Source organism: Pseudomonas sp. 91RF (genome assembly GCF_003576265.1).
Lineage (GTDB): Bacteria > Pseudomonadota > Gammaproteobacteria > Pseudomonadales > Pseudomonadaceae > Aquipseudomonas > Aquipseudomonas kribbensis.
The window spans coordinates 257,823-281,589 of the sequence record NZ_QWFC01000048.1 but is presented as its reverse complement, the minus strand read 5'-3'; the positions used below and the strand labels follow the sequence as shown (position 1 = coordinate 281,589).

Annotated in this window: 25 protein-coding genes; 23 read left to right on the top strand and 2 right to left on the bottom strand. The window is 60.3% G+C overall.

Features of this window, described 5'->3' with window-relative positions:
• Positions 1-8: 8 nt before the first annotated feature.
• Positions 9-3,254, bottom strand: coding sequence for a ribonuclease E (rne, locus tag DXT77_RS26135; RefSeq protein WP_119429736.1), 3,246 nt, complete (start codon positions 3,252-3,254; stop codon positions 9-11).
• A gap of 697 nt (positions 3,255-3,951) precedes the next feature.
• On the opposite strand from rne, the gene rluC reads away from it, so the two are divergent.
• From rluC to sppA, 3 genes are read left to right on the top strand one after another with little or no spacing between them, the layout of a single operon-like run.
• Positions 3,952-4,914, top strand: coding sequence for a 23S rRNA pseudouridine(955/2504/2580) synthase RluC (gene rluC, locus DXT77_RS26130; protein ID WP_011335441.1), 963 nt, complete (start codon positions 3,952-3,954; stop codon positions 4,912-4,914).
• Positions 4,901-5,563 (top strand): HAD-IA family hydrolase, encoded by a 663-nt coding sequence (locus tag DXT77_RS26125; protein WP_119429735.1) that lies wholly within the window; start codon positions 4,901-4,903, stop codon positions 5,561-5,563. Before rluC ends, DXT77_RS26125 begins: the two co-directional genes overlap by 14 nt.
• A gap of 24 nt (positions 5,564-5,587) precedes the next feature.
• The gene (sppA, locus tag DXT77_RS26120) at positions 5,588-6,577 is read left to right on the top strand and encodes a signal peptide peptidase SppA (RefSeq protein WP_114884748.1); all 990 of its coding nucleotides are present in this window, start codon (positions 5,588-5,590) and stop codon (positions 6,575-6,577) included.
• Between the two features lie 48 nt (positions 6,578-6,625).
• On the opposite strand, the gene DXT77_RS26115 is transcribed toward sppA, so the two are convergent.
• Entirely contained in the window at positions 6,626-7,204 is a 579-nt protein-coding gene (locus DXT77_RS26115) for a nucleoside triphosphate pyrophosphatase (RefSeq protein WP_119429734.1), read from the bottom strand.
• A gap of 106 nt (positions 7,205-7,310) precedes the next feature.
• On the opposite strand from DXT77_RS26115, the gene DXT77_RS26110 reads away from it, so the two are divergent.
• From DXT77_RS26110 to DXT77_RS26015, 20 genes are all read left to right on the top strand, one after another.
• Positions 7,311-7,838 carry a YceD family protein gene (locus tag DXT77_RS26110; RefSeq protein ID WP_085710932.1) on the top strand — a complete coding sequence of 176 codons (528 nt, stop codon included), beginning with the start codon at positions 7,311-7,313 and terminating at the stop codon, positions 7,836-7,838.
• A gap of 13 nt (positions 7,839-7,851) precedes the next feature.
• Complete coding sequence (gene rpmF, locus DXT77_RS26105) at positions 7,852-8,034, top strand: 50S ribosomal protein L32 (protein WP_003179396.1); 183 nt, start codon at positions 7,852-7,854, stop codon at positions 8,032-8,034.
• Between the two features lie 4 nt (positions 8,035-8,038).
• Positions 8,039-9,049, top strand: coding sequence for a phosphate acyltransferase PlsX (gene plsX, locus DXT77_RS26100; RefSeq protein WP_085612125.1), 1,011 nt, complete (start codon positions 8,039-8,041; stop codon positions 9,047-9,049).
• 125 nt (positions 9,050-9,174) lie between these two features.
• On the top strand, positions 9,175-10,113 hold the full coding sequence (gene fabD, locus DXT77_RS26095) for an ACP S-malonyltransferase (RefSeq protein ID WP_064598550.1): 939 nt from the start codon (positions 9,175-9,177) through the stop codon (positions 10,111-10,113).
• A gap of 16 nt (positions 10,114-10,129) precedes the next feature.
• A complete protein-coding gene (gene fabG, locus DXT77_RS26090; RefSeq protein ID WP_119429733.1) occupies positions 10,130-10,873 on the top strand; it encodes a 3-oxoacyl-ACP reductase FabG in 744 nt (247 codons plus the stop codon).
• 196 nt (positions 10,874-11,069) lie between these two features.
• The gene (acpP, locus tag DXT77_RS26085; protein ID WP_003175607.1) at positions 11,070-11,306 is read left to right on the top strand and encodes an acyl carrier protein; all 237 of its coding nucleotides are present in this window, start codon (positions 11,070-11,072) and stop codon (positions 11,304-11,306) included.
• 108 nt (positions 11,307-11,414) lie between these two features.
• Complete coding sequence (gene fabF, locus DXT77_RS26080; RefSeq protein ID WP_007908259.1) at positions 11,415-12,659, top strand: beta-ketoacyl-ACP synthase II; 1,245 nt, start codon at positions 11,415-11,417, stop codon at positions 12,657-12,659.
• Complete coding sequence (gene pabC, locus DXT77_RS26075; RefSeq protein WP_119429732.1) at positions 12,659-13,474, top strand: aminodeoxychorismate lyase; 816 nt, start codon at positions 12,659-12,661, stop codon at positions 13,472-13,474. The genes fabF and pabC overlap by 1 nt, the downstream gene beginning before the upstream one ends.
• Positions 13,475-13,477: 3 nt before the next feature.
• Positions 13,478-14,659 (top strand): endolytic transglycosylase MltG, encoded by a 1,182-nt coding sequence (gene mltG / locus DXT77_RS26070; RefSeq protein ID WP_119429731.1) that lies wholly within the window; start codon positions 13,478-13,480, stop codon positions 14,657-14,659.
• Between the two features lie 19 nt (positions 14,660-14,678).
• A complete protein-coding gene (tmk, locus tag DXT77_RS26065; protein WP_119429730.1) occupies positions 14,679-15,311 on the top strand; it encodes a dTMP kinase in 633 nt (210 codons plus the stop codon).
• A complete protein-coding gene (locus tag DXT77_RS26060; protein WP_119429729.1) occupies positions 15,304-16,287 on the top strand; it encodes a DNA polymerase III subunit delta' in 984 nt (327 codons plus the stop codon). The genes tmk and DXT77_RS26060 overlap by 8 nt, the downstream gene beginning before the upstream one ends.
• A 42-nt stretch (positions 16,288-16,329) precedes the next feature.
• Positions 16,330-16,686, top strand: coding sequence for a PilZ domain-containing protein (locus DXT77_RS26055; RefSeq protein ID WP_085710925.1), 357 nt, complete (start codon positions 16,330-16,332; stop codon positions 16,684-16,686).
• A 15-nt stretch (positions 16,687-16,701) separates the two neighbouring features.
• Complete coding sequence (locus tag DXT77_RS26050; RefSeq protein WP_085710924.1) at positions 16,702-17,487, top strand: TatD family hydrolase; 786 nt, start codon at positions 16,702-16,704, stop codon at positions 17,485-17,487.
• Positions 17,488-17,828: 341 nt separating this feature from the next.
• Positions 17,829-18,467 (top strand): TetR/AcrR family transcriptional regulator, encoded by a 639-nt coding sequence (locus DXT77_RS26045; RefSeq protein WP_007950805.1) that lies wholly within the window; start codon positions 17,829-17,831, stop codon positions 18,465-18,467.
• Positions 18,468-18,605: 138 nt separating this feature from the next.
• Positions 18,606-19,574 carry a GTP 3',8-cyclase MoaA gene (locus DXT77_RS26040; RefSeq protein ID WP_119429728.1) on the top strand — a complete coding sequence of 323 codons (969 nt, stop codon included), beginning with the start codon at positions 18,606-18,608 and terminating at the stop codon, positions 19,572-19,574.
• Positions 19,575-19,742: 168 nt separating this feature from the next.
• A complete protein-coding gene (locus DXT77_RS26035; protein WP_007950810.1) occupies positions 19,743-20,348 on the top strand; it encodes a DUF4823 domain-containing protein in 606 nt (201 codons plus the stop codon).
• A 15-nt stretch (positions 20,349-20,363) separates the two neighbouring features.
• Positions 20,364-20,924, top strand: coding sequence for a DUF1285 domain-containing protein (locus DXT77_RS26030; RefSeq protein ID WP_119429727.1), 561 nt, complete (start codon positions 20,364-20,366; stop codon positions 20,922-20,924).
• A gap of 101 nt (positions 20,925-21,025) precedes the next feature.
• Positions 21,026-21,742, top strand: coding sequence for a FadR/GntR family transcriptional regulator (locus tag DXT77_RS26025; protein WP_119429726.1), 717 nt, complete (start codon positions 21,026-21,028; stop codon positions 21,740-21,742).
• Positions 21,743-21,767: 25 nt separating this feature from the next.
• Positions 21,768-22,643 carry an SMP-30/gluconolactonase/LRE family protein gene (locus DXT77_RS26020; RefSeq protein ID WP_119429725.1) on the top strand — a complete coding sequence of 292 codons (876 nt, stop codon included), beginning with the start codon at positions 21,768-21,770 and terminating at the stop codon, positions 22,641-22,643.
• A 270-nt stretch (positions 22,644-22,913) separates the two neighbouring features.
• Complete coding sequence (locus tag DXT77_RS26015) at positions 22,914-23,732, top strand: SDR family oxidoreductase (protein WP_085710919.1); 819 nt, start codon at positions 22,914-22,916, stop codon at positions 23,730-23,732.
• Positions 23,733-23,767: the final 35 nt, after the last annotated feature.

Below are 23,767 nucleotides of genomic sequence, written 5' to 3'. Positions count from 1 at the left end.
GCTCGGAATCAGACGAGAGGTTTAGGCTCGTGTTCTTTTTCCTGGGCCTGTTCGTGGTGCTCGACCGCTTCCTGTACGGAGCGCGGTGCTTCGGCAATCACTTCTACGGCAGCTTCTTCAGCGACCGGGGCAGGGGCTGCCTCGACCACTTCGGCAACGGCTGGGGCAGCGGCGGCAGCGGCAGCCAGTTCGGCTTCCTTCTGCAGACGCTCTTCTTCACGCTTGCGACGACGCACTTCACGCGGGTCGTTCGGTGCACGGCCGCTTGGCGTCAGGGCGCTGACCGGGGCGACAACTGGAGCCGCTTCAACTACCGGAGCAGGTGCTTCGGCGACAACTGGCGCTTCTACCACTGGGGCTTCAACGACCGGTGCCGGTTCGGCAACCACTACTGGCTCGGCAGCCTTGGATTCTTCAACAACAGGCGCTTCAACCACTGGCGCTGGTGTTTCAGCGACGGCCGGCTCGGCAACCCAGTTGAATGCGGTCTGTTCTTCGCGAACTTCACGCACGGTTTCGGTCACGGTTTCAGCGACGGTTTCGACAACCGGCTCTGCCACTGCAACAGGCTCATGGGCGACGAAAGCAGGTTCGGCAGCGACTTCAACCTGGGGCTGAGCTTCGCGAACCGGCGCCACTTCGACTTCCGGAGCAGCCACCACTTCTACCGGAGTGGTGGCTTCAACAACCGGCGCTTCAACTGGAGCGGTTTCCAGCGTGGCAGCGGTAGCGCGTTCAGCTTGCTCGTGGGCCTGAGCTTCGGCCGGAGCGCTGATCACAGTGCTGGCAACGGCGGCAGTAACAGCCAGGCCAGCAGCCAGATCGGCAGTGCTCGGCTCGGCGGCTTCAGCGTTCTCGGTGGATTCTTCCGAACCTTCGATCACGTTGCCGTTGGCATCACGCTGACGCTCGCGACGGTTGCTGCGACGACGCTGACCACGGGAGCGGCGGCGTGGACGATCGCCTTCGGCGTTCTCCGAACCGTCTTCCGGCAGTTGCTCTTCGTTGGTGGTGACTTCTTCTTCCGCCACGGCAGCAGCGGCTTGTTCGGCACGCGGTTGACGCTCTTCACGTGGTGGACGTGGTGCACGCTCTTCACGCGGCTGACGGGCCGGACGCTCTTCAGTGGTGGCAGCTACAGCGGCAGCGGCGGCTGGTGCAGCATCCAGAGGTTCACGCAGTTCACGTACGCGCTCTTCACGCTCGCCACGCGGCTTGCGATCTTCACGTGGAGCACGTGGTGCACGTTCTTCACGAGGGGCGCGTGGTGCGCGTTCTTCGCGGGCTACCGGTGCTTCGTCACGGGACTCGCGTGGCTCGCGCAGTTCGCGGGCTTCACGAGGCTGACGCTCTTCGCGTGGCTCACGCGGTGCGCGCTCTTCACGTGGAGCACGTTCTTCGCGCGGCTTGCGTTCTTCATCGCGGCGACCGTTACGGTTGCGGCTCTGCTGACGACCGTTGCGACGCTCTTCGTTGCGGGCCGGACGCTCGGTGGCTGGTTTTTCAACCACAACCGGAGCAACAGGCTCTTCCTTGGTGGCGAACAGGCTGACCAGCGATTTCACCAGGCCTTTGAACAGGCTTGGTTCTGGCGCGGCAACCGGCGCAGGGGCTGGAGCCGGAGCGGCGACTTCGGTCGGAACCGGAGCGTTGGCGCGGGCCGGAGCGGTCTTGACCGCGGCTTCCTGGCGAACCAGGGTGCGGGTCGCGGCGGCTGGCTGGACGTCTTCGACTTCGGCAGCAGCGGCAGCGATTTCGTAGCTGGACTGGTTGGTCGCGGCTTCCGGGCTGTCGTCACGCAGACGCTGAACTTCGAAATGCGGAGTTTCGAGGTGATCGTTCGGCAGGATGACGATGCGGGCGCGGGTGCGCAGTTCGATCTTGGTGATCGAGTTGCGTTTTTCGTTGAGCAGGAACGCGGCCACCGGGATCGGCACTTGTGCGCGAACTTCGGCGGTGCGGTCTTTCAGGGCTTCTTCTTCGATCAGGCGCAGGATCGCCAGGGACAGCGATTCGACGTCACGGATGATGCCGGTGCCGCTGCAGCGCGGGCAGACGATGCCGCTGCTTTCGCCGAGCGAAGGACGCAGGCGCTGACGGGACATTTCCAGCAGGCCGAAGCGCGAGATGCGGCCGATCTGTACACGGGCGCGGTCGGCTTCCAGGCATTCGCGGACTTTCTCTTCCACGGCGCGCTGGTTCTTGGCAGGGGTCATGTCGATGAAGTCGATGACGATCAGGCCGCCGATGTCGCGCAGGCGCAACTGACGGGCGATTTCTTCAGCCGCTTCAAGGTTGGTCTGCAGGGCGGTTTCTTCGATGTCGCTGCCTTTGGTGGCGCGGGCCGAGTTGATGTCGATGGACACCAGGGCTTCGGTCGGATCGATGACGATGGAGCCGCCGGAAGGCAGTTCGACGACGCGCTGGAAAGCGGTCTCGATCTGGCTTTCGATCTGGAAACGGTTGAACAGCGGAACGCTGTCTTCGTACAGCTTGATCTTGCTGGCGTACTGCGGCATCACCTGGCGGATGAAGGTCAGGGCTTCGTCCTGGGCTTCAACGCTGTCGATCAGCACTTCGCCGATGTCCTGGCGCAGGTAGTCGCGGATGGCGCGGATGATGACGTTGCTTTCCTGGTAGATCAGGAACGGCGCGGAACGATCCAGCGAGGCTTCCTTGATCGCGGTCCAGAGTTGCAGCAGGTAATCGAGGTCCCACTGCATTTCTTCGCTGCTGCGGCCCAGGCCTGCAGTGCGCACGATCAGACCCATGTCGGCCGGAGCGACCAGGCCGTTCAGCGCTTCACGCAGTTCGTTGCGCTCTTCGCCTTCGATGCGACGGGAGATACCGCCGGCACGCGGGTTGTTCGGCATCAGAACGAGGTAACGACCGGCCAGGCTGATGAAGGTGGTCAGGGCTGCGCCCTTGTTGCCACGTTCTTCTTTTTCGACCTGAACGATGACTTCCTGGCCTTCGCTCAGGACGTCCTTGATGTTGACGCGGCCTTCAGGGGCTTTCTTGAAGTATTCGCGGGAGATTTCTTTGAGGGGCAGGAAGCCGTGGCGCTCGGAGCCGAAATCGACAAAGGCAGCCTCAAGGCTTGGTTCGATGCGAGTGATGCGGCCTTTATAGATGTTGGCCTTTTTCTGCTCGCGTGCACCGGATTCGATGTCCAGGTCGTAGAGGCGCTGGCCATCTACCAGTGCAACACGCAACTCTTCGGGTTGAGTTGCGTTAATCAGCATTCTTTTCATGTAGTACCGTCGGTTTCCGGGCTGCCGGAAACGGCGTTCGGCACACACGACTTCTCACGGTCGGTGTCAGGTGCGTCGGGAGTGGTTGGCCATTCCCGTGTCCAGCGATGTCCGGCCAATTGGGCCGTTATCGCGACGTACGCGTCCTGCTTGCTGTGGCTACTTAAGCACTCAGTCAGGAGGAGGAATCAACCGTGGCTGTGGACGAGATGAAGCGTCTTGATAAAGCCTGTTGCTACACAGTCCAGCGGTTGTGCATCTCCACCCTACACGTATCCCTGATAATTCGGGTGCTGCCGCGCGCAGAATCCGCAGCGGGTTGGCATTTACCGTGAGCTCCGAAAGGGGAGGTCACGCATCATGGCTAATTCAGGCGGTGTTTCCGGCGCTTTCGCTCGGGGTCATCCGCGGCTGACTGCACTTTGTGAACTGGCCGTGAATATGGCTCGCGTGGCGAGTCAGAACTCTGCTTTGCGGCGTGATTCAGGCCTCATGTCACCTGCGCTTGTTACAGCTGCAAACTCCACCGTTACGTAGCGAAAGCCCCGTAGGACGGCCTCGCGTCCTGGTGAATTGCGTTGGTCAGGGCCGGTTTTTGACCGTGGTTCCGCTGTCCAGGCCGCTTTTGGCGGCGTTCGCGACTATAGCAGCAATGATTAAGTGCTTCAATTCCATAAAAATTGTTATCATCCGCGGCATGACGACTACTGCCCCTTCGACTCCAGGCGTTCAATTGCTTGAGGTCTCGCCGGAATATGCCGGCCAACGAATCGACAATTTTCTTCTCGCCCGGCTCAAAGGCGTGCCCAAGACCTTGATTTACCGCATTTTGCGCAAAGGCGAAGTGCGAGTTAACAAAGGTCGGATCAAGCCCGAATACAAGCTGCAGGCCGGCGATATCGTGCGCGTGCCGCCGGTTCGCGTGCCTGAACGTGACGAGCCGGTGCCTTTGGCCCAGGGCCTGTTGCAGCGTCTGGAAGCCTCGATTGTCTACGAAGACAAAGCCCTGATCGTGATCAACAAGCCCGCCGGCATTGCGGTTCACGGTGGCAGTGGCTTGAATTACGGCGTGATCGAAGCCTTTCGTCAGTTGCGCCCCGATGCCAAGGAACTCGAGCTGGTTCACCGTCTCGATCGTGATACCTCCGGCCTGCTGATGATCGCCAAGAAGCGCAGCATGTTGCGTCACTTGCATGCCGCGTTGCGCGGTGACGGTGTCGACAAGCGCTACATGGCTCTGGTTCGCGGCAACTGGGCGACCTCGATCAAGCAGGTTCGTGCGGCGCTCGGCAAGAGCAATCTGCGCTCCGGTGAGCGCATGGTCGAGGTCGACGAGGAGGAGGGCAAGGAGTCGGTGACCGTGTTCAAGGTCCTGCGTCGCTTCGGCGATTTTGCCACTCTGATCGAAGCCAAGCCGATCACCGGTCGCACGCACCAGATCCGCGTCCACACATTGCACGCCGGGCACTGCATTGCCGGTGATACCAAATACGGCGATGACAATTTCAGCAAGGAAATCCGTGATCTGGGCGGCAAGCGCCTGTTTCTGCACGCCTACATGCTGACCGTGCCGCTGCCCGATGGCGGTGAGCTCAAGTTACAGGCGCCGGTCGATGAAATGTGGGCCAAGACTGTGGAGCGATTGAGTGCGCCCATCTGATTACAAGCTGCTGATTTTTGATTGGGACGGCACGCTGGCCGATTCCATTCATCGGATTGTCGAGGCAATGCACTCGGCATCCGGGCGTTCCGGTTTTGAGTTGCGTGATGATTTTGCCGTCAAAGGCATCATCGGTCTGGGCTTGCCCGAGGCGATCCGCACGCTATATCCGGAAATCAGCGATGCCGAAATGACCTTGTTTCGCGAGTATTACGCCGATCACTACATCGCCGCGGAAGCTGTTCCTTCACCGTTGTTCGAAGGCGTAGTCGAGTCGATGGCGTCCTTTCGCGAGCAGGGCTATCACCTGGCGGTCGCGACCGGCAAGAATCGTCGCGGGCTGGATCGGGTGCTCAAGGCCAATGGCTGGGAAGATTATTTCGATATCACCCGTGCTGCCGATGAAACTGCCAGCAAGCCGCACCCTCTGATGCTGGAACAGATCCTTGCGCATTGCGGCGTGCGTGCCGAACAGGCGCTGATGGTCGGCGATTCGTCCTTCGATCTGTTGATGGCGCGTAACGCGGGGATGGATTCGGTGGCGGTCAGCTACGGTGCGCAATCGATCGAGTCGCTGCAACAGTTTGAGCCGCGACTGTCGATTGACCGGTTTTCTGAATTGCATGCCTGGCTGGCGCAGCGGGCTTAATACGTTTTTGCTGGGGTGGATGGCATGACCGACGAATGGAAAGCACCGGCCAAGGCAACTGCCGACGACGGTGATGCGAAAAGCTGGAAGCTGCTGGAAAAGACGCTGCTGGCCAGTGTGCAGGAGCAGCGTCGTTCCCGGCGTTGGGGGATCTTCTTCAAGCTGCTGACGTTTGTTTACCTGTTTGTCGCGCTGCTCCTGTTCACGCCTTTGATGGATATGGAAAAGAGCGCCACCCGCAGCTCGAATTACACGGCGTTGATCGATATTACCGGCATGATTGCCGATAAGGAGCCGGCCAGTGCCGACAATATCGTCGGCAGTCTGCGTGCGGCGTTCGAGGACAAGAAGGTCAAGGGCGTGATCCTGCGCATCAACAGCCCGGGTGGCAGTCCGGTGCAGTCGGGTTATGTGTATGACGAGATCAAGCGCCTGCGCGGCCTGCATCCGGATACCAAGGTGTATGCGGTGATTTCCGACCTCGGTGCGTCCGGGGCCTATTACATCGCCAGCGCGGCGGATCAGATCTATGCCGATAAGGCGAGCCTGGTGGGCTCTATCGGTGTAACAGCGGCCGGTTACGGCTTTGTCGGCACCATGGAGAAGCTGGGCGTCGAGCGTCGCACTTACACCTCCGGTGAGCACAAGTCGTTCCTTGACCCGTTTCAGCCGCAGAAGCCGGAAGAAACTGCGTTCTGGCAGAGTGTGCTGGATACCACGCACAAGCAGTTCATCAACAGCGTGAAGCAGGGACGTGGTGATCGCCTGAAGGACAAGGAGCATCCGGAGCTGTTCTCCGGGCTGGTCTGGTCCGGCGAGCAGGCGCTGCCGCTGGGGTTGATCGATGGTCTGGGCAATGCCAGTTCGGTGGCGCGTGATGTGATTGGCGAAAAGGAACTGGTGGACTTCACCGTTCAGGAATCGCCGTTCGACCGCTTCTCGAAAAAACTGGGCGCCAGTGTGGCCGAGCAGTTGGCTATGTGGATGGGGTTCCACGGTCCGTCGTTGCGCTGACCGCTTGCAGCATAAAAGAACCGGCCTTCGTGGCCGGTTTTTTGTGGATCAGGGGATTTGTACGCCTTCCGCCAGCAGCATGTCGATCAGGCGAATCAGCGGCAGGCCGATCAGGCTGGTGGCGTCGGGGCCTTCGGTCGACTGGAACAGGCTTACGCCCAGTCCCTCCGCCTTGAAGCTGCCGGCACAGTCGTAGGGCTGCTCGGCGTGCAGGTAGCGTTCGACGCGGGTCTGATCCAGTACGCGCATGTGTACGGTGAAAGGCACGCAGTCGACCTGGCAGTGGCCAGTCTGGCTGTTGAGCAGGGCCAGGCCAGTGAGGAAGGTCACGCTGGCGCCGCTGGCGGCCATCAGTTGGTCGCGAGCGTTTTCGAAGGTGTGCGGCTTGCCGATGATTCGCTCGCCGAGTACGGCAACCTGGTCGGAGCCGATGATCAGATGGGCTGGGTGGCTGTCGGCCAGTGCCCGGGCTTTCTGTTCGGCGAGGCGTTTGACCAGTTCGATTGCCGATTCTCCCGGGCGATGACTTTCGTCAATGTCCGGCGAGCTGCAGACGAACGGCAAGCGCAGGCGATTGAGCAATTCCCGACGATAGGTCGAGCTTGAAGCGAGTAATAAAGGCAGCATTCGCGTCTCCAGAGGCAGGCTGCAGATTCTAGCGGAGGCTTGCAAGTGACGGACAGGGCACAATTTCCTTTGACATGGGTGGGTGCATCCCTATAATGCTGCGCCTATGTTGAATGACCCGATTCCACCTCACGTTGACCCGCGCAAATTGGCTGACCGTGGCACCACCCTTCAAGGTGAACTGCTGCTGGCCGATTTGAAGAGACTCTGCGACCCGCTTTCCGACGATGTCGGTACGGTGCAGGCCAAATTAGTTTTTGAACGAGATGAACGTAAATCTGTGGTGATCCACAGCTTTATCGACACCGAAGTCAAAATGGTTTGCCAGCGTTGTCTTGAGCTGGTCACCCTGCCGATCCACAGCGAATGCAGTTACGCCGTGGTGAAGGAGGGTGCGAATACCCAGTCGTTACCGAAAGGTTATGACGTGCTGGAACTGGGCGAAGATCCTTTGGATCTGCAGTCACTGATCGAGGAGGAGCTTCTGCTCGCCTTGCCCATTGTGCCTGCTCATCATCCGGAAGAATGCCAGCAGCCGGCGGGAGCAGATGAGCCCGAACCGAGCGAGGACGAGGTAACGCGGTCCAACCCGTTCAGTGTATTGGCGCAGTTAAAGCGTGACCCAAACGTTTAGGAGTTAATCAATTATGGCTGTTCAGCAGAACAAAAAATCCCGCTCTGCCCGTGACATGCGCCGTTCGCACGACGCTCTCGAGGCTAGCACCCTGTCTGTAGAAAAAACCACCGGTGAAGTTCACCTGCGTCACCACGTATCGCCAGAAGGCGTATACCGTGGCCGTAAAGTGATCGACAAGGGCGCTGACGAGTAATCACTTGTCCGCTCAAGTCATCGCGATCGACGCAATGGGCGGGGACTTCGGTCCCCGCAGCATTGTTCAGGCCAGCCTTGCTTGCCTTTCTGCTACGCCTTCGCTGCACCTGACCCTCGTCGGTCAACCCTCCCTCCTTGAAGAATTGATCACCGGCCAGTCGGCTGCCGATCGCGCACGCCTGACGATTGTTCCGGCGTCCGAAGTCATCACCATGGACGAAAAACCAGCCCAGGCTTTGCGTGGCAAGCCGGATTCGTCGATGCGTGTCGCCCTCGAATTGCTGCGTGATGGCAAGGTCCAGGCTTGTGTCAGTGCCGGCAATACCGGTGCGCTGATGGCGCTGTCGCGATTCGTGCTCAAGACCCTGCCGGGAATTGATCGTCCGGCCATGGTGGCCGCGATTCCTACGCAGAAGGGCTATTGCCAGTTGCTTGATCTGGGCGCCAACGTGGATTGCAGTGCGGAGCATTTGCTGCAGTTTGCGGTGATGGGCTCGGTGGCGGCGCAAACACTAGGGATTGCCCGGCCTCGCGTGGCGCTGCTGAACATCGGTACCGAGGACATCAAGGGCAATCAGCAGGTCAAGCTCGCTGCGACTTTGTTGCAGGCCGCCAGAGGCATCAATTACATCGGTTTCATCGAGGGCGACGGCTTGTATCGCGGCGAGGCGGATGTGGTGGTGTGCGACGGTTTCGTCGGCAATATCCTGCTCAAGTCCAGTGAAGGCCTGGCGACGATGATCGCCGCGCGTATCGAGGCCTTGTTCAAGAAAAACTTCGCTTCGCGCGCCGTGGGTGCCTTGGCGTTGCCATTGATGAAGCGTCTGCAGGCTGATCTGGCGCCGGCGCGACACAACGGCGCAAGCTTCCTCGGCTTGCAGGGAATTGTCGTGAAAAGTCACGGTTCCGCCGGAGTTCAGGGGTTTCAGAGTGCCATTCAGCGGGCGTTGATCGAGATTCAGGAGAATCTTCCCGAGCGCCTGCACGGCCGTCTGGAGGATTTGTTGTCTTAGGCGTTTTCGTCGGACAATGCTTAAATGTGACCGCTCGGTTCAAAGGGCCATCCAACTGTCAGTTTCTTGCGTCCCTCTAGCGGGATGCCATTTTTCCGACGACAAGATCATTAGGGGCTTGTTACATGTCTGCTTCCCTCGCATTCGTCTTTCCAGGACAGGGTTCGCAGTCCCTCGGCATGCTGGCCGAGCTGGGCGCGCAACATCCGCTGATCCTCGAAACTTTCAAAGAAGCATCCGATGCTCTGGGCTACGACCTGTGGGCGCTGACCCAGCAGGGCCCGGAAGAGCTGCTCAATCAAACTGACAAAACCCAACCGGCCATTCTGACCGCTTCGATCGCCCTGTGGCGTCTGTGGCTGGCTGAAGGTGGCGTGCGCCCGGCATTCGTTGCCGGTCACAGCCTGGGTGAATACAGTGCGCTGGTTGCTGCCGGCAGCCTGAGTCTGGCGGACGCGGTAAAACTCGTCGAGCGCCGTGGCCAGTTGATGCAGGAAGCCGTTCCGGCCGGGCAGGGCGGCATGGCGGCCATCCTCGGTCTGGAAGATGCCGACGTGCTGGCAGCCTGTGCCGAAGCGGCGCAAGGCGAAGTGGTCAGCGCGGTGAACTTCAACTCCCCGGGCCAGGTCGTGATCGCCGGTGCCAAGGCTGCCGTCGAGCGCGCCATCGAAGGCTGCAAGGCCCGTGGCGCCAAACGTGCCATGCCGCTGCCGGTCAGCGTGCCGTCGCACTGCGAGCTGATGCGTCCGGCTGCCGAGCGTTTCGCCGAATCCATCGCCGCCATCGACTGGCAGGCGCCGCAGATCCCTGTGGTACAGAACGTCAGCGCTCAGGTGCCGGCGGATCTGGAAACCCTCAAGCGCGATCTGCTGGAGCAACTCTACAAGCCGGTTCGCTGGGTTGAGTCTGTACAGACTCTGGCAGCGAAAGGTGCGACCAACCTGGTCGAGTGCGGCCCTGGCAAAGTGCTGGCCGGTCTGAACAAACGTTGCGCCGAAGGCGTTTCGACTTCCAACCTCAATACCCCAGACGCTTTCGCTGCTGCTCGCGCAGCGGCTGTCTGAATCAGGAGAAACTTGCATGAGTCTGCAAGGTAAAGTTGCACTGGTCACCGGCGCAAGCCGTGGTATCGGCCAGGCTATCGCACTGGAACTGGGTCGTCAGGGCGCCATCGTTGTCGGCACCGCGACTTCCGCTTCGGGCGCCGAGCGCATTGCTGCGACCCTGAAAGAGAATGGCATTCAGGGTGCAGGTTTCGAGCTGAACGTCACCAGTGACGAATCGGTCACCGCAGTGCTGGCGAGCATTCAGGAGCAATTCGGTGCGCCGGTCGCGATCCTGGTCAACAATGCCGGCATCACCCGCGATAACCTGATGATGCGCATGAAGGACGACGAGTGGTACGACGTGATCGATACCAACCTGAACAGTCTGTATCGCGTGTCCAAGGGCGTTCTGCGTGGCATGACCAAGGCGCGTTGGGGCCGAATTATCAGTATTGGCTCGGTGGTGGGTGCCATGGGCAACGCTGGCCAAGTAAACTATGCAGCAGCCAAGGCCGGTCTGGAAGGTTTCAGCCGTGCCATGGCGCGTGAAGTCGGTTCGCGTTCGATTACGGTCAACTCGGTAACCCCAGGGTTCATCGACACCGATATGACTCGCGAACTGCCTGAAGCACAGCGTGAAGCCTTGCAGACGCAGATTCCGCTGGGCCGTCTGGGACAAGCTCAAGAGATCGCGTCCGTGGTCGCTTTTCTTGCATCCGACGGTGCGGCATACGTGACCGGGGCTACAATCCCGGTTAACGGCGGGATGTACATGTAATTCAAATGTGACGGATTGCTTCAAAAAAATGTCATACGAGCTGTCTAAAATCCGTTATAAAGCTGCAATCTATTTATAGGCAGAGGGCCGCAGGGTTTGAGGAGTGAAGCTTTCAGTTGAAAAGCTGAAAAGTCTTTCTATACACTTACCCACTGGCCAGCTGCCTGAATTTGTCCATTAGGAGTGAAAACAAGGTATGAGCACCATCGAAGAGCGCGTCAAGAAAATCGTTGCCGAGCAACTGGGTGTTAAAGAAGAAGAAGTGGTCAACACCGCTTCCTTCGTAGAAGACCTGGGTGCCGACTCCCTTGACACCGTTGAGCTGGTGATGGCTCTGGAAGAGGAATTCGAGACCGAAATCCCTGACGAAGAAGCTGAGAAGATCACTACTGTACAAGCTGCGATCGACTACGTTACTAGCCACCAGGCGTAATAGTTTGTAATCGTTGCATGCTGTCATGGAAAAACCGCACTGCCATCATGGCGTGCGGTTTTTTCTTTAGGCCTGATGCAAAATCGTCATTTGAAAAAGGAGAGTGCTGTGTCGCGTAGACGCGTCGTAGTCACCGGTATGGGTATGTTGTCGCCACTGGGCACGGATGTGCCGAGCAGTTGGCAGGGCATTCTGGCTGGCCGCAGTGGCATTGGTCTGATCGAACACACCGACCTTTCTGCCTATTCCACCCGCTTTGGCGGCTCGGTAAAGGGCTTCAATGTCGAGGAATACCTGTCGGTCAAGGAAGCGCGCAAGCTCGACCTGTTCATTCAGTACGGTCTGGCGGCCGGCTTTCAAGCCGTACGCAATGCCGGCCTGGAAGTCACCGATGCCAACCGTGAACGCATTGGCGTGGCCATGGGTTCGGGTATCGGCGGTCTGACCAACATCGAAGAAACCAGCCGCACCCTGCACGAGACCGGTCCGCGCCGGATTTCTCCGTTCTTTGTGCCTGGTTCGATCATCAATATGATTTCCGGTTTCCTGTCCATCCACTTGGGTGCACAGGGGCCTAACTACGCCATCGCCACAGCGTGTACCACCGGTACGCACTGCATCGGCATGGCGGCCCGCAACATCATGTACGACGAAGCCGACGTGATGATTGCCGGCGGTGCCGAAATGGCTGCGTGCGGTCTGGGCATGGGCGGCTTCGGCGCCTCTCGCGCACTGTCGACCCGCAACGACGAACCGACCCGTGCCAGCCGTCCATGGGACAAGGGCCGTGACGGTTTCGTGCTGTCCGACGGCGCCGGTGCGCTGGTGCTCGAAGAGCTCGAGCACGCCAAGGCACGTGGCGCGACCATCTACGCCGAACTGATCGGTTTCGGCACCAGTGGTGACGCGTTCCACATGACTTCGCCGCCTGCCGACGGCGCCGGTGCAGCACGCTGCATCACCAACGCGCTGCGTGACGCGAAGATCAATGTCGATCAGGTGCAATACATCAACGCCCACGGCACCTCGACCCCGGCCGGCGACCTTGCCGAAGCCAACGCGATCAAGTCGGTGTTCGGTGATCACGCCTACAAACTGGCGGTCAGCTCCACCAAGTCCATGACCGGTCACCTGTTGGGTGCGGCAGGCGCGGTCGAGGCGATCTTCAGCGTGCTGGCGATCAACAGCCAGGTGGCGCCGCCGACCATCAACCTTGATGAGCCGGACGAAGGCTGCGACCTCGACTTCGTGCCGCACACCGCGCGCAACATGGATATCGATGTCGTACTGTCCAACTCGTTCGGGTTTGGCGGCACCAACGGCACGTTGGCGTTCCGTCGGTTCGCCGGCTGATGGATTGCTGGGTCGACGGTCAACCGGCTGACGCTCTGTCGCTGAAAGATCGCGGCCTGGCTTACGGCGACGGTCTGTTCGAGACCATCGCCGTACGTGGCGGCCAGCCCTTGCTGCTGGAGCGTCACGTGGCGCGACTGGCTGAAGGCTGTTCACGCCTGGCCATCGCGGCCGATATCGAGCTGATCCGTAGCGAGCTGCAAGCCTATGCAGCGGCCATGGGCGAGGGTGTGCTCAAGCTCATCCTCACCCGTGGCGACGGCTTGCGCGGTTATGCGCCGGATCCTTCGGCGCCGGGTCGACGCATTCTGCAAGGCAATCCTCCTGCGGCTTATCCTGCCGTCCACGGCGAACAAGGCGTCCGCCTGTTTCCGTGTGCGACGCGTTTGTCCGTCCAGCCCTTGCTGGCAGGTCTCAAGCACCTCAATCGTCTGGAACAGGTTCTCGCCCGCGCCGAATGGCAGGACAGCGAGCACGCCGAAGGCTTGATGCTCGACCAGGCGGGCCGAGTGATCGAAGGGGTGTTCAGCAACCTGTTTCTGGTGCGCGATGGCGTGTTGGTCACGGCGGATCTGAAACGCTGCGGCGTGGCCGGTGTGATGCGCGCCGAATTATTGTTTCAGGCAGCATCCTCGGGCATCCCCACGCAAATCACCGATATCAGCCTTGATCAGCTGCAATGGGCTGATGAAGTCTTTGTCTGCAACAGCGTGTATGGCGTCTGGCCGGTACGCGCGTACGCTGCACTGAGCTGGCCGGTTGGGCCGCTCACCCGTAAACTGCAAACCATTGCCCGCACGCTACTGGATGCCTGATTCGTGAGACGTAAACTTTTGCTGCTGCTGGAAACCGGACTGGTTCTGGCAGGGCTGCTGTTGGGCGCGAGCGCCTGGAAGATTCATTCGGCACTGGAACAGCCTCTGAACATCACGCAGGAAGAACTGCTGGATGTGCCTAAGGGATCCACGCCGACCCGCACTATTCTCGGCCTTGAAGCCGATGGCGTGATCAAGGACGCATTCTGGCTACGCATTTACTGGCGTTTCAATCTGTCCGGCACTCCGATCCACACGGGCGAGTACCGCATGCAGCCGGGCATGACCGTCAAGGGCCTGATCGATCTGTGGAAGCGTGGCGAAGTGGTTCAGTACAGCCTGACTCTGGTCGAGGGCTGGAATTTCCATCAGGTGCGCGCCGCACTGGCGAAGGATGAAAAGATCGAGCAGACCCTGACCGGCCTGAGCGACAGCGATGTGATGAGCAAAATCGGCCACAAGGGCGTGTTTCCCGAAGGTCGGTTCTTCCCTGATACCTACCGTTTCGTGCGTGGAGCCTCCGATACCGAGTTGCTGAAAAAGGCGTTCGATCGCCTCGACGAAGTGCTGGCCAAGGAGTGGGAAAACCGTTCCACCGATGCGCCGTACACCGAGCCTTACCAGGCGCTGATCATGGCGTCGCTGGTGGAGAAGGAAACCGGTGTTCCCCAGGAGCGAGGCCAGATTGCCGGCGTGTTCGTGCGCCGCATGGCGCTGGGCATGCAACTGCAGACCGACCCGACCGTGATCTATGGCCTGGGTGATCGCTACAACGGCAAACTGACCCGCGCTCATCTCAAGGAAGCCACGCCGTATAACACCTATGTGATTCCGGGGTTGCCGCCGACGCCGATTGCAATGGTCGGCCGCGAGGCGATTCACGCCGCGTTGAACCCGGTGGAAGGCACCAGCCTCTACTTTGTTGCCCGGGGCGATGGCAGCCACGTGTTCTCCGACGACCTCGATGCGCACAATAGTGCGGTGCGTGAGTTCCAGCTCAAGCGGCGCGCGGATTACCGCTCGAGCCCGGCGCCGGCATCGATGCCGGAAGCCACTCCGGCAAGCGGCGTAGCCGTTCCTGCCGCATCACCCGACACGGCGCCCGAGTCGTTGCCGCCGGTTCCTGCCCAGGAGCCCGCACCGACGCCGGAAACCGAAGCGGCCGCACCGCAAAACGCGCAATGACTTTGATTAAGGACTGCCTGTGACTGGCTTGTTTATTACCCTGGAAGGCCCGGAAGGCGCCGGCAAAAGCACCAACCGCGAATACCTCGCCGAGCGCCTGCGCGCCGCCGGTATCGAAGTGGTGCTGACCCGCGAGCCCGGCGGTACGCCGCTGGCCGAGCGCATTCGCGAAGTGTTGCTGGCCCCGGTCGACGAAGTGATGAACCCGGACACCGAGTTGCTGCTGGTGTTCGCCGCCCGTGCCCAGCATCTGGCTGAAGTCGTTCGCCCGGCACTGGCCCGTGGCGCCGTTGTGTTGTGCGACAGGTTCACCGATTCGACTTACGCCTATCAAGGTGGCGGTCGTGGCTTGTCGCTGGAGCGCATCGCGGCGCTGGAAACTTTCGTGCAGGGCGACCTGCGCCCCGACCTGACTCTGATTTTTGATCTGCCGGTGGAAATCGGCCTGGCCCGTGCCAGCGCTCGCGGTCGACTGGATCGCTTCGAGCTGGAAGGCCGGTCGTTTTTCGAGGCCGTGCGCAGTGCGTTCCTCAAGCGTGCCGAGGCGGATCCGGCGCGTTACGTGCGGATCGACGCCGGCCAGCCGCTGGCGCAGGTCCAGCAATCGCTGGACGGCTTGCTCCCACGTTTGCTGGAGTTGAGCCGTGGCTGAGGCCTATCCGTGGCAAGACAGTCTCTGGCAGCAACTGGCCGGACGCACTCACCACGCTCATGCGTATCTGCTGCACGGTCCTGCCGGGATCGGCAAGCGTGCACTGGCCGAGCGGCTGATGGCCAGCCTGCTGTGCCAGCGTCCGACGCCTGAAGCCTGCGGCGAGTGCAAATCCTGCCTGCTGCTCAAGGCCGGCAGCCACCCGGACAATTACATCCTCGAACCGGAAGAAGCGGACAAGGCGATCAAGGTCGACCAGGTGCGCGATCTGGTCAGTTTCGTGGTGCAGACCGCGCAACTGGGCGGTCGCAAGGTGGTGCTGATCGAACCGGTGGAGTCGATGAACATCAACGCCGCCAACGCCTTGCTCAAGAGCCTTGAAGAGCCGTCCGGCGATACAGTGCTGCTGCTGGTCAGTCACCAGCCGAGCCGCTTGTTGCCGACCATCAAGAGCCGCTGCGTACAGCAGGCCTGTCCGCTGCCGAGCGAGGCCATGAGCCTGCAATGGCTGGCTCAGGCCTTGCCGGAATGTTCCGAAGACGAACGTGTCGAACTGTTGACCCTGGCCGCCGGCTCGCCGTTGGCAGCCGTCACGTTGCAGGGGCAGGGCGTGCGTGAACAGCGGGCGCAGGTGGTCGAAGGCGTGAAGAAGCTGCTCAAACAGCAGCAATCGCCGACGCAACTGGCCGAGGAGTGGAAAAACATTCCGATGCTGCGTCTGTTCGACTGGTTCTGCGACTGGTCGAGCCTGATCCTGCGCTATCAACTGACCCAGGATGAAGCAGGCCTCGGCCTGACCGACATGCGCAAGGTCGTGCAGTACCTGGCGCAGAAAAGCGCCCAGGGCAAAGTCCTCGATATCCAGGACTGGATTCTCGCCCAGCGCCAGAAAGTCCTGAGCAAGGCCAACCTCAATGCGGCGCTGCTGCTGGAAGCGTTGTTGGTGCAATGGGCGAGTCTGCCTGGCCAAAGATAAGAATGTGTACCTAGACTCTGAACATCAGCAGTGGAGGTGAACATGAATGAACCCGTCAGCCCGGGGCCGCGCAACGGCATATTGTCCCTGACCATCAAGGACAAGTCCGTCCTTTACGCAGCCTACATGCCGTTCATCAGGAACGGCGGCCTGTTCATCCCGACCAACAAGAGCTACAAGTTGGGCGACGAGGTGTTCATGCTGCTGCACCTGATGGACGAAGCGGAAAAGATACCGGTGGCCGGCAAGGTCGCCTGGATCACCCCCAAAGGCGCCCAGGGCAATCGCGCGGCCGGCGTCGGTGTGCAATTCAACGATGGCGACAACACCGCGCGCAGTCGCATCGAAACTCATCTGGCCGGAGCCCTGAAGTCCGACCGTCCCACTCATACGATGTAAGTTGCAGTCCTTTTTATGCTCGTAGATTCCCATTGTCACCTTGATCGCCTCGACCTCGCCGCTCACGACGGTTCTCTGGATGCTGCGCTGGATGCAGCCCGCCAACGCGGCGTCGGGCATTTCCTGTGCATCGGCGTCAGCGCCGACAACGCGGCCGATGTCAAAGCACTGGCCGAGCGTTATGACGACGTCGATTGTTCGGTCGGCGTGCATCCGCTGGATGTGCAGCCGGGTGCGGCACCGGCGCTGGACTGGTTGCTGCACGAGCTCAATCACCCGAAAGTGGTGGCGATCGGCGAAACCGGCCTGGACTACCACTACGAGCCGGAAGCCGCCGAGTTGCAGCAGGAGTCGTTCCGTCTGCACCTGCAAGCCGCACAGCAGACCGGCAAGCCGGTGATCATCCACACCCGCGGCGCCCGCGCCGACACCCTTGAACTGTTGCGCGAAGCCGCGCTGCCCCAGGCCGGTGTGCTGCATTGCTTCACCGAAGACTGGGACATGGCCAAGGCAGCGCTGGACATGGGGTATTACATCTCCCTGTCGGGCATCGTCACCTTCCGCAATGCCGATGCGCTGCGCGACGTGGCGAGCAAGGTGCCGGCGGATCGTCTGCTGGTTGAAACCGACTCGCCGTACCTGGCACCTATCCCGTATCGCGGCAAGCCGAACCTGCCGCAATACGTGCGGGAAGTGGCAGAGTTTCTGGCGATGCTGCGGGGCGAGAATTACGAGCGCTTTGCCGAACAGACCACTGAGAACTTCAAGCGACTGTTTCCGCTGGCGCACGTAAAAGCCTGAATCGCAGGCAAAAAAAACCCGGGTTCTGGGGGGTGAATCCGGGTTAAGACCATTAGGAGTAAAACAAAGGCACGCGGTCCCTTGGTACCTTTACCGGCGCGACACTTGGGGGAGATGTCGCCCGACAGTTCAAGTATTGATCAGTCTGGCGTTCAGTCCAGTTGGCCGGTCGGGGTTTTTAAACAAATTTGGAATACGTTCGCTTCGGTTATGTTCTCATTCCCCCCGAAACGTTCGTGAAATGAACAAGAAACACAGATATGGTCGGATGATCCGTGCATTTTTGCGCAAGTTAGGCATAATACGCGGCTTCGAATTTTGACCCCTACAGACCTTTTCTTATGCACAAAGAACCTCGTAAGGTCCGTGAGTTTCGTCGCCGCGAGCAAGAAATTCTCGATACCGCGCTCAAGCTGTTCCTCGAACAAGGTGAAGACAGTGTCACCGTCGAGATGATTGCTGATGCCGTGGGTATCGGCAAAGGCACGATCTACAAGCACTTCAAGTCCAAGGCCGAAATCTATCTGCGCCTGATGCTCGATTACGAGCGCGACTTGAACGAGCTGTTGCATTCGGCCGATGTCGACAAGGACAAGGAAGCCCTGTCCCGTGCCTACTTTGAATTCCGCATGCGCGACCCGCAGCGCTATCGCCTGTTCGATCGCCTGGAAGAGAAGGTGGTCAAGGGCAATCAGGTTCCGGAGATGGTCGAGGAACTGCACAAGATCCGTGCTTCCAACTTCGAACGCCTGACCCTGCTCATCAAGGGCCGCATCAGCGAAGGCAAGCTCGAAGACGTGCCGCCTTACTTCCACTACTGCGCATCCTGGGCGCTGGTGCACGGCGCGGTGGCGCTGTATCACTCGCCGTTCTGGAGCAATGTGCTGGAAGATCAGGAAGGTTTCTTCCAGTTCCTGATGGATATCGGCGTGCGCATGGGCAACAAGCGCAAGCGCGACCCTGAAACGCCAAGCAGCTGAATCATTCAGTCGCCTTATGCGCCGTGTTTTTCGCTACATGGCGCAGTACCGCAGGAATATACTCAGGCATAGGGCTTGCTAAAACTTGAATTGTGAGTCAAGTTTTAGCCGCTCGATTTTCCATCGCCGGAGTGCTTCATGATCGTTGACCGTCAAGGCAGGCGTTTTCGCAATTTGCGGATCAGTCTGACTTCAGCCTGCAATTACGCCTGTACCTACTGCGTGCCCAACGGCAAGCGGCTGGTGGCTGCGCAGGATGAATTGTCGGCCGAGGCCATGGCACGCGGCGTTGCCTATCTGATCGAAGCCGCTGGCATCGAGCGCCTGCGCATCACCGGCGGCGAGCCGCTGGTCAGCCCCAAGCTCGAATCCTTCATGAGCGCCGTCGGCAAGATGGGGCTGGAAGACATCAGCCTGACCACCAACGGCCAGTTGCTCGCAAAAAAACTGCCGTTGCTGGTGGACGCCGGTATACGCCGGATCAACGTTTCCCTCGATACCCTGGACGCCGGCGCATTCCGCAGCATTGCCCGTGGCGGCGATCTGGCAACGGTGCTCGACGGCATGGATCGAGCCAAAGCGGCGGGCATGAAGATCAAGGTCAACATGGTGCCGTTGCGCGGGCAGAACCTCGATCAGGTCATGCCGTTGCTCGATTACTGCCTTGAGCATCGCTACGAGCTGCGTTTCATCGAGCTGATGCGCATGGGCCACCTGGCCAAGGACTCCAACGCGTTCCTGCAGCAGTTCGTCAGCCTGCAACAACTGCTGGAACTGATCGGCGAGCGCTACGAATACGCGCAAACCGACGCGCCGGTGGACGCCACGGCTGTCCGCTACGCGATTCCCGGCCTGGGCACCTTCGGCGTGATCGCCAACGAAAGCGTGCCGTTCTGCCGTACCTGTTCGCGCCTTCGTCTGTCCTCAACCGGATGGCTGCATGGCTGCCTGTCGTCGAGCAACCGCCACTACGTCGGTGACCTGCTCGATAAACCGCGTCACGAGGCGCTGCCGGCGTTGCAGCGACTGCTGGTCAAGGCGTTGGGCGACAAGCAGGAAGTCGCGTTCTCCGGCGGCGCAACCGTCATGAAGATCATCGGCGGCTGAAAGTCCTCATCGCGAGCAGGCTCGCTCCCACAGGTAAATGCTGACTCCTGTGGGAGCGAGCCTGCTCGCGATTACGATCGAACAATCGACGAAGATCTGGAAATGGCGCAAAAGCTGCATCCTACGGCCATTCGCCGGTTTTCCGTCACCGGCTTCTGGAGGATTAGGATGCGTAGCCTGGTTTTGCTGCTGGCCGTTTTGGCGCTGGGCGGCTGTATGACTGTCAGTGACATGGCCGAAGGGACTCGCTACCAGATGAGCGACGCGGGTCTGCTGGATCACAGCGACAGCCGTCGCGTAAACAATTTCCGCATTCAGCCGGATTCGTTCATCTACATTGCGCAAGGCTCGTTCGCACCGCCGGGTGGTTCCTACCCGCGTCCCAACGTCGTCGCCGAGGAGGCCTTCAAAGGCTTCGTCGAATACTTCCCGATGGTCCGCCGGGCCCGTGCGCCGGAAGGCCTCGACCAGGCGATGGGCGAAGCCCGCGACGCCGGAGCTCATTACCTGCTGTACACGCGTTTCGCCAAGGCCGACGACCGCATCGGCAACTCCGATGAGTGGCTGGATCAGGAAGCCGTGGATCGCCTCGGTATCGACGGTGGTGTAATTCAGATCATGTTGATCGAGACCAGCACCCAGTATTTGATTGATACTGCACGGATCAAGAGTCGTGGCGGTTTACTGACGTTCCACGACAACAAGCCCGAAGACCTGATCGGCCCACCGCTTGCGCAATACGCGCGCAGCCTGCTGGGCGTCGGGGACCAGTAATTCAAGGAGTACGCCATGAGTGGCCCGCAAAAAGCCAATGACCTGCTGGGGCAAATCCCCAAAACCAAAGGCTTGCCGCCGGTGCACTTGTGGAACCCGGATTTCTGCGGCGACATCGACATGCGCATCGCCCGCGACGGCACCTGGTATTACCTGGGTACGCCGATCGGGCGCAAGCCGATGGTCAAGCTGTTTTCCACAATCATCCGCCGCGATGGCGATGATTATTTCCTGATCACTCCGGTTGAAAAGGTCGGGATCAAGGTTGATGACGCGCCCTTCGTGGCGATTGCCGTCGAGGTGGAAGGCGAGGGGGAGGCGCAAGTGCTGCGCTTTACCACCAACGTCGATGAAACCACCGAGGCCGGCGCGGAACATCCGATCCGGGTCGAGATCGATCCGACGACGCAAGAGCCTGCCCCCTACGTGCATGTACGCAGCAACCTCGAAGCGCTGATCCACCGCAACGTGTTCTACCAATTGGTTGAACTCGCAGTCAGCCGAGAAATCGACGGCCAGCGCTGGCTCGGCGTCTGGAGCGGTGGCGAGTTCTTCCCCATCGGCCTCGAACCTTAAAAAAACCGCAGTCTGTGAAGCAGGCTGCGGTTTTTTGTCGTTGACTCTCAATCGTATGATGATTAGCTTGGGCAACCACAGCGAACGGCTTCGGGGTGTTCATGTCGAGCAGTTTTCACGCATCAACGGTTGACTGGCTGGGCGCCTGGATTGCCGCCGGCCAGGTGAAGCCGGGGCAGGCGATCAAGGTCGAGGCCGAGTTGGGTGAACAGCTCGGGGTCAGTCGCACCGTGATCCGCGAAGCCATCAAGACCCTCGTCGCCAAAGGCCTGCTCGAAGTCGGGCCGAAAGTCGGCACGCGGGTGTTGCCGATCAAGCGCTGGAACCTGTTCGATCCGCAAGTCGTGGGCTGGCTGTCACGTAGCGGCTTGCCGGAAAACTTCGTCGATGACCTGCTCGATCTGCGCCGCACCATCGAACCGATGGCGGTGCGCTGGGCCTGCGAGCGGGCAACCGTCGAGCAGGTGCAAGCCATTCAGCAGGCCTATAACGCCCTGGAGCGGGCCGCGCACAGCGGCATCGATCACAACCGCGCCGACCAGTTTTTCCACGAATGCATTCTCGCGGCCAGCCACAATCAATTCATCGAGCAAATGGTGCCGGCCCTCGGCGCGCTGCTTGCCGTGTCCTTCGAAGTGTCTGCCGCCGACCCCGACGAATTGCGTCGCACGCTGCCCATCCACAAAGACATGGCCGACGCCATCGCCGCCCGGGATGCCGCGCGCGGGGTGTGGGCCTGCATGACCCTGATCGACAACGCCGACCTGGCCATCAAGCGGTTCTACCCGCAGGTGATGGCCGACAAAAAAGCCAGCTGACAAAAACAACAAGACAGGAGGTTGCATGACGTGGACTGCGGTGACAGAGCATCGGGCGCAACTGGGCGAAGGTCCGTTCTGGGACGCACCGACCCAGGCGCTGTACTGGGTCGACATCGCCGGCAAACAGGCGCTGCGGCTGATCGGGCAGAATGTGCAGATCTGGCAGATGCCGGAGCACGTCTCGGCGTTCATTCCCTGCGCCAGCGGCGATGCGCTGGTGACCCTGAGCAGCGGCGTCTACCGGCTGGATCTGGATTCCCCCGGACTCGAACCACGGTTGACGCTGTTCTGCGTCGCCGATCCGCAACCGGGCAACCGTGCCAACGAAGCGCGTTGCGATGGTCAGGGCCGCCTGTGGCTCGGCACCATGCAAAACAACATCGGCGAGCAGGGCGAGGATCTGCCGATCACTCGTCGCTCCGGTGGGCTGTTCCGGGTTGATCCGGATAAACGAGTCATGCCATTGCTGCGGGGCCTGGGCATTCCCAACACGCTGCTCTGGAGCGACGACGGCACCACGCTGCTGTTCGGCGACAGTCTCGACAGCACCTTGTACCGTTATTTCATCCACACCGACGGCAACCTCGACACCGGCAAGCCTTGGTACAGCGCTGATCAGCACGGCGGCCCGGACGGTTCGGCGATGGACGTCGAGGGCTACATCTGGAACGCCCGCTGGGACGGCAGTTGCCTGCTGCGCCTGACACCGGATGGCCGGATCGACCGCAAGATCGACCTGCCGATCAGCCGACCCACCAGTTGCGTATTCGGCGGCGCCGACCTGAAAACCCTGTACATCACCAGCGCCACAAGTCCGCTGAGTCACCCGCTGGACGGTGCCGTGCTGTCACTGCGGGTCGATGTCGCCGGAAAACTCTGTACGCGTTTCGCTGATTAAATCCCAAAATATGGGATGCAAAATTATATATTGAGATTATTTGGCGGTCGGGTTTATAGTCGGCTTCAGCAGTAACACGCACTCACACTTAAAAAGAACAAAACAGGTGAAGTGATGCAGCGAATCTCTATCGCTCTCCCCAGCGGAGTCAGCGTTCCGCAACGGCCCGAGGCCGTCAGCGGCGCTTGCCTGTTTCGTTCAAAAAGCCTTCCAGACCGGACATCGTCAGATGCCCGGTTTTTTTATGCTTTCGAACAGGAGTCCTGATTCATGGCTGAACCCCTTTCCTTGCCGCCAGTGCCCGAGCCACCCAAAGGCGAGCGTCTGAAAAACAAGGTTGTGTTGCTGACCGGCGCCGCCCAAGGCATCGGTGAAGCAATCGTCGCGACCTTCGCCTCGCAGCAGGCCAAACTGGTGATCAGCGATATCCAGGCCGAAAAGGTCGAGAAAGTCGCCGCCCACTGGCGTGAGCAAGGCGCCGATGTGCAGGCGATCAAGGCTGACGTATCGCGTCAGCAGGATCTGCACGCCATGGCCAAACTGGCCATCGAGTTGCACGGGCGCATCGACGTGCTGGTCAACTGCGCCGGGGTCAACGTGTTCCGCGATCCGCTGCAAATGACCGAAGAAGACTGGCACCGCTGCTTCGCGATCGACCTCGACGGCGCCTGGTATGGTTGCAAAGCCGTGTTGCCGCAGATGATCGAGCAGGGCATCGGCAGCATCATCAACATTGCCTCGACCCATTCCACAAACATCATTCCCGGTTGTTTCCCGTACCCGGTGGCCAAACACGGGTTGCTCGGTCTGACCCGCGCGCTGGGCATCGAGTACGCGCCGAAGGGCATTCGCGTCAACGCCATCGCCCCGGGCTACATCGAGACCCAGCTCAACGTCGATTACTGGAACGGCTTCGCCGACCCGCACGCAGAACGCCAGCGCGCCTTCGATCTGCATCCACCAAAACGTATCGGCCAACCGATCGAAGTGGCGATGACCGCCGTGTTCCTGGCCAGCGATGAAGCGCCGTTCATCAATGCCTCGTGCATCACCATCGATGGTGGTCGCTCGGTGATGTACCACGACTGACAAAGCGGATTTCAGGTGGCAAGGTCCGTCTGAAA

Coding starts and splice junctions, on each gene's coding strand:
- rne (WP_119429736.1), bottom strand. CDS start 3,254: ATGAAAAGAATGCTGATTAACGCAACTCAACCCGAAGAGTTGCGTGTT.
- rluC (WP_011335441.1), top strand. CDS start 3,952: ATGACGACTACTGCCCCTTCGACTCCAGGCGTTCAATTGCTTGAGGTC.
- sppA (WP_114884748.1), top strand. CDS start 5,588: ATGACCGACGAATGGAAAGCACCGGCCAAGGCAACTGCCGACGACGGT.
- DXT77_RS26115 (WP_119429734.1), bottom strand. CDS start 7,204: ATGCTGCCTTTATTACTCGCTTCAAGCTCGACCTATCGTCGGGAATTG.
- DXT77_RS26110 (WP_085710932.1), top strand. CDS start 7,311: ATGTTGAATGACCCGATTCCACCTCACGTTGACCCGCGCAAATTGGCT.
- rpmF (WP_003179396.1), top strand. CDS start 7,852: ATGGCTGTTCAGCAGAACAAAAAATCCCGCTCTGCCCGTGACATGCGC.
- fabD (WP_064598550.1), top strand. CDS start 9,175: ATGTCTGCTTCCCTCGCATTCGTCTTTCCAGGACAGGGTTCGCAGTCC.
- fabG (WP_119429733.1), top strand. CDS start 10,130: ATGAGTCTGCAAGGTAAAGTTGCACTGGTCACCGGCGCAAGCCGTGGT.
- acpP (WP_003175607.1), top strand. CDS start 11,070: ATGAGCACCATCGAAGAGCGCGTCAAGAAAATCGTTGCCGAGCAACTG.
- pabC (WP_119429732.1), top strand. CDS start 12,659: ATGGATTGCTGGGTCGACGGTCAACCGGCTGACGCTCTGTCGCTGAAA.
- DXT77_RS26055 (WP_085710925.1), top strand. CDS start 16,330: ATGAATGAACCCGTCAGCCCGGGGCCGCGCAACGGCATATTGTCCCTG.
- DXT77_RS26050 (WP_085710924.1), top strand. CDS start 16,702: ATGCTCGTAGATTCCCATTGTCACCTTGATCGCCTCGACCTCGCCGCT.
- DXT77_RS26045 (WP_007950805.1), top strand. CDS start 17,829: ATGCACAAAGAACCTCGTAAGGTCCGTGAGTTTCGTCGCCGCGAGCAA.
- DXT77_RS26040 (WP_119429728.1), top strand. CDS start 18,606: ATGATCGTTGACCGTCAAGGCAGGCGTTTTCGCAATTTGCGGATCAGT.
- DXT77_RS26035 (WP_007950810.1), top strand. CDS start 19,743: ATGCGTAGCCTGGTTTTGCTGCTGGCCGTTTTGGCGCTGGGCGGCTGT.
- DXT77_RS26030 (WP_119429727.1), top strand. CDS start 20,364: ATGAGTGGCCCGCAAAAAGCCAATGACCTGCTGGGGCAAATCCCCAAA.
- DXT77_RS26025 (WP_119429726.1), top strand. CDS start 21,026: ATGTCGAGCAGTTTTCACGCATCAACGGTTGACTGGCTGGGCGCCTGG.
- DXT77_RS26020 (WP_119429725.1), top strand. CDS start 21,768: ATGACGTGGACTGCGGTGACAGAGCATCGGGCGCAACTGGGCGAAGGT.
- DXT77_RS26015 (WP_085710919.1), top strand. CDS start 22,914: ATGGCTGAACCCCTTTCCTTGCCGCCAGTGCCCGAGCCACCCAAAGGC.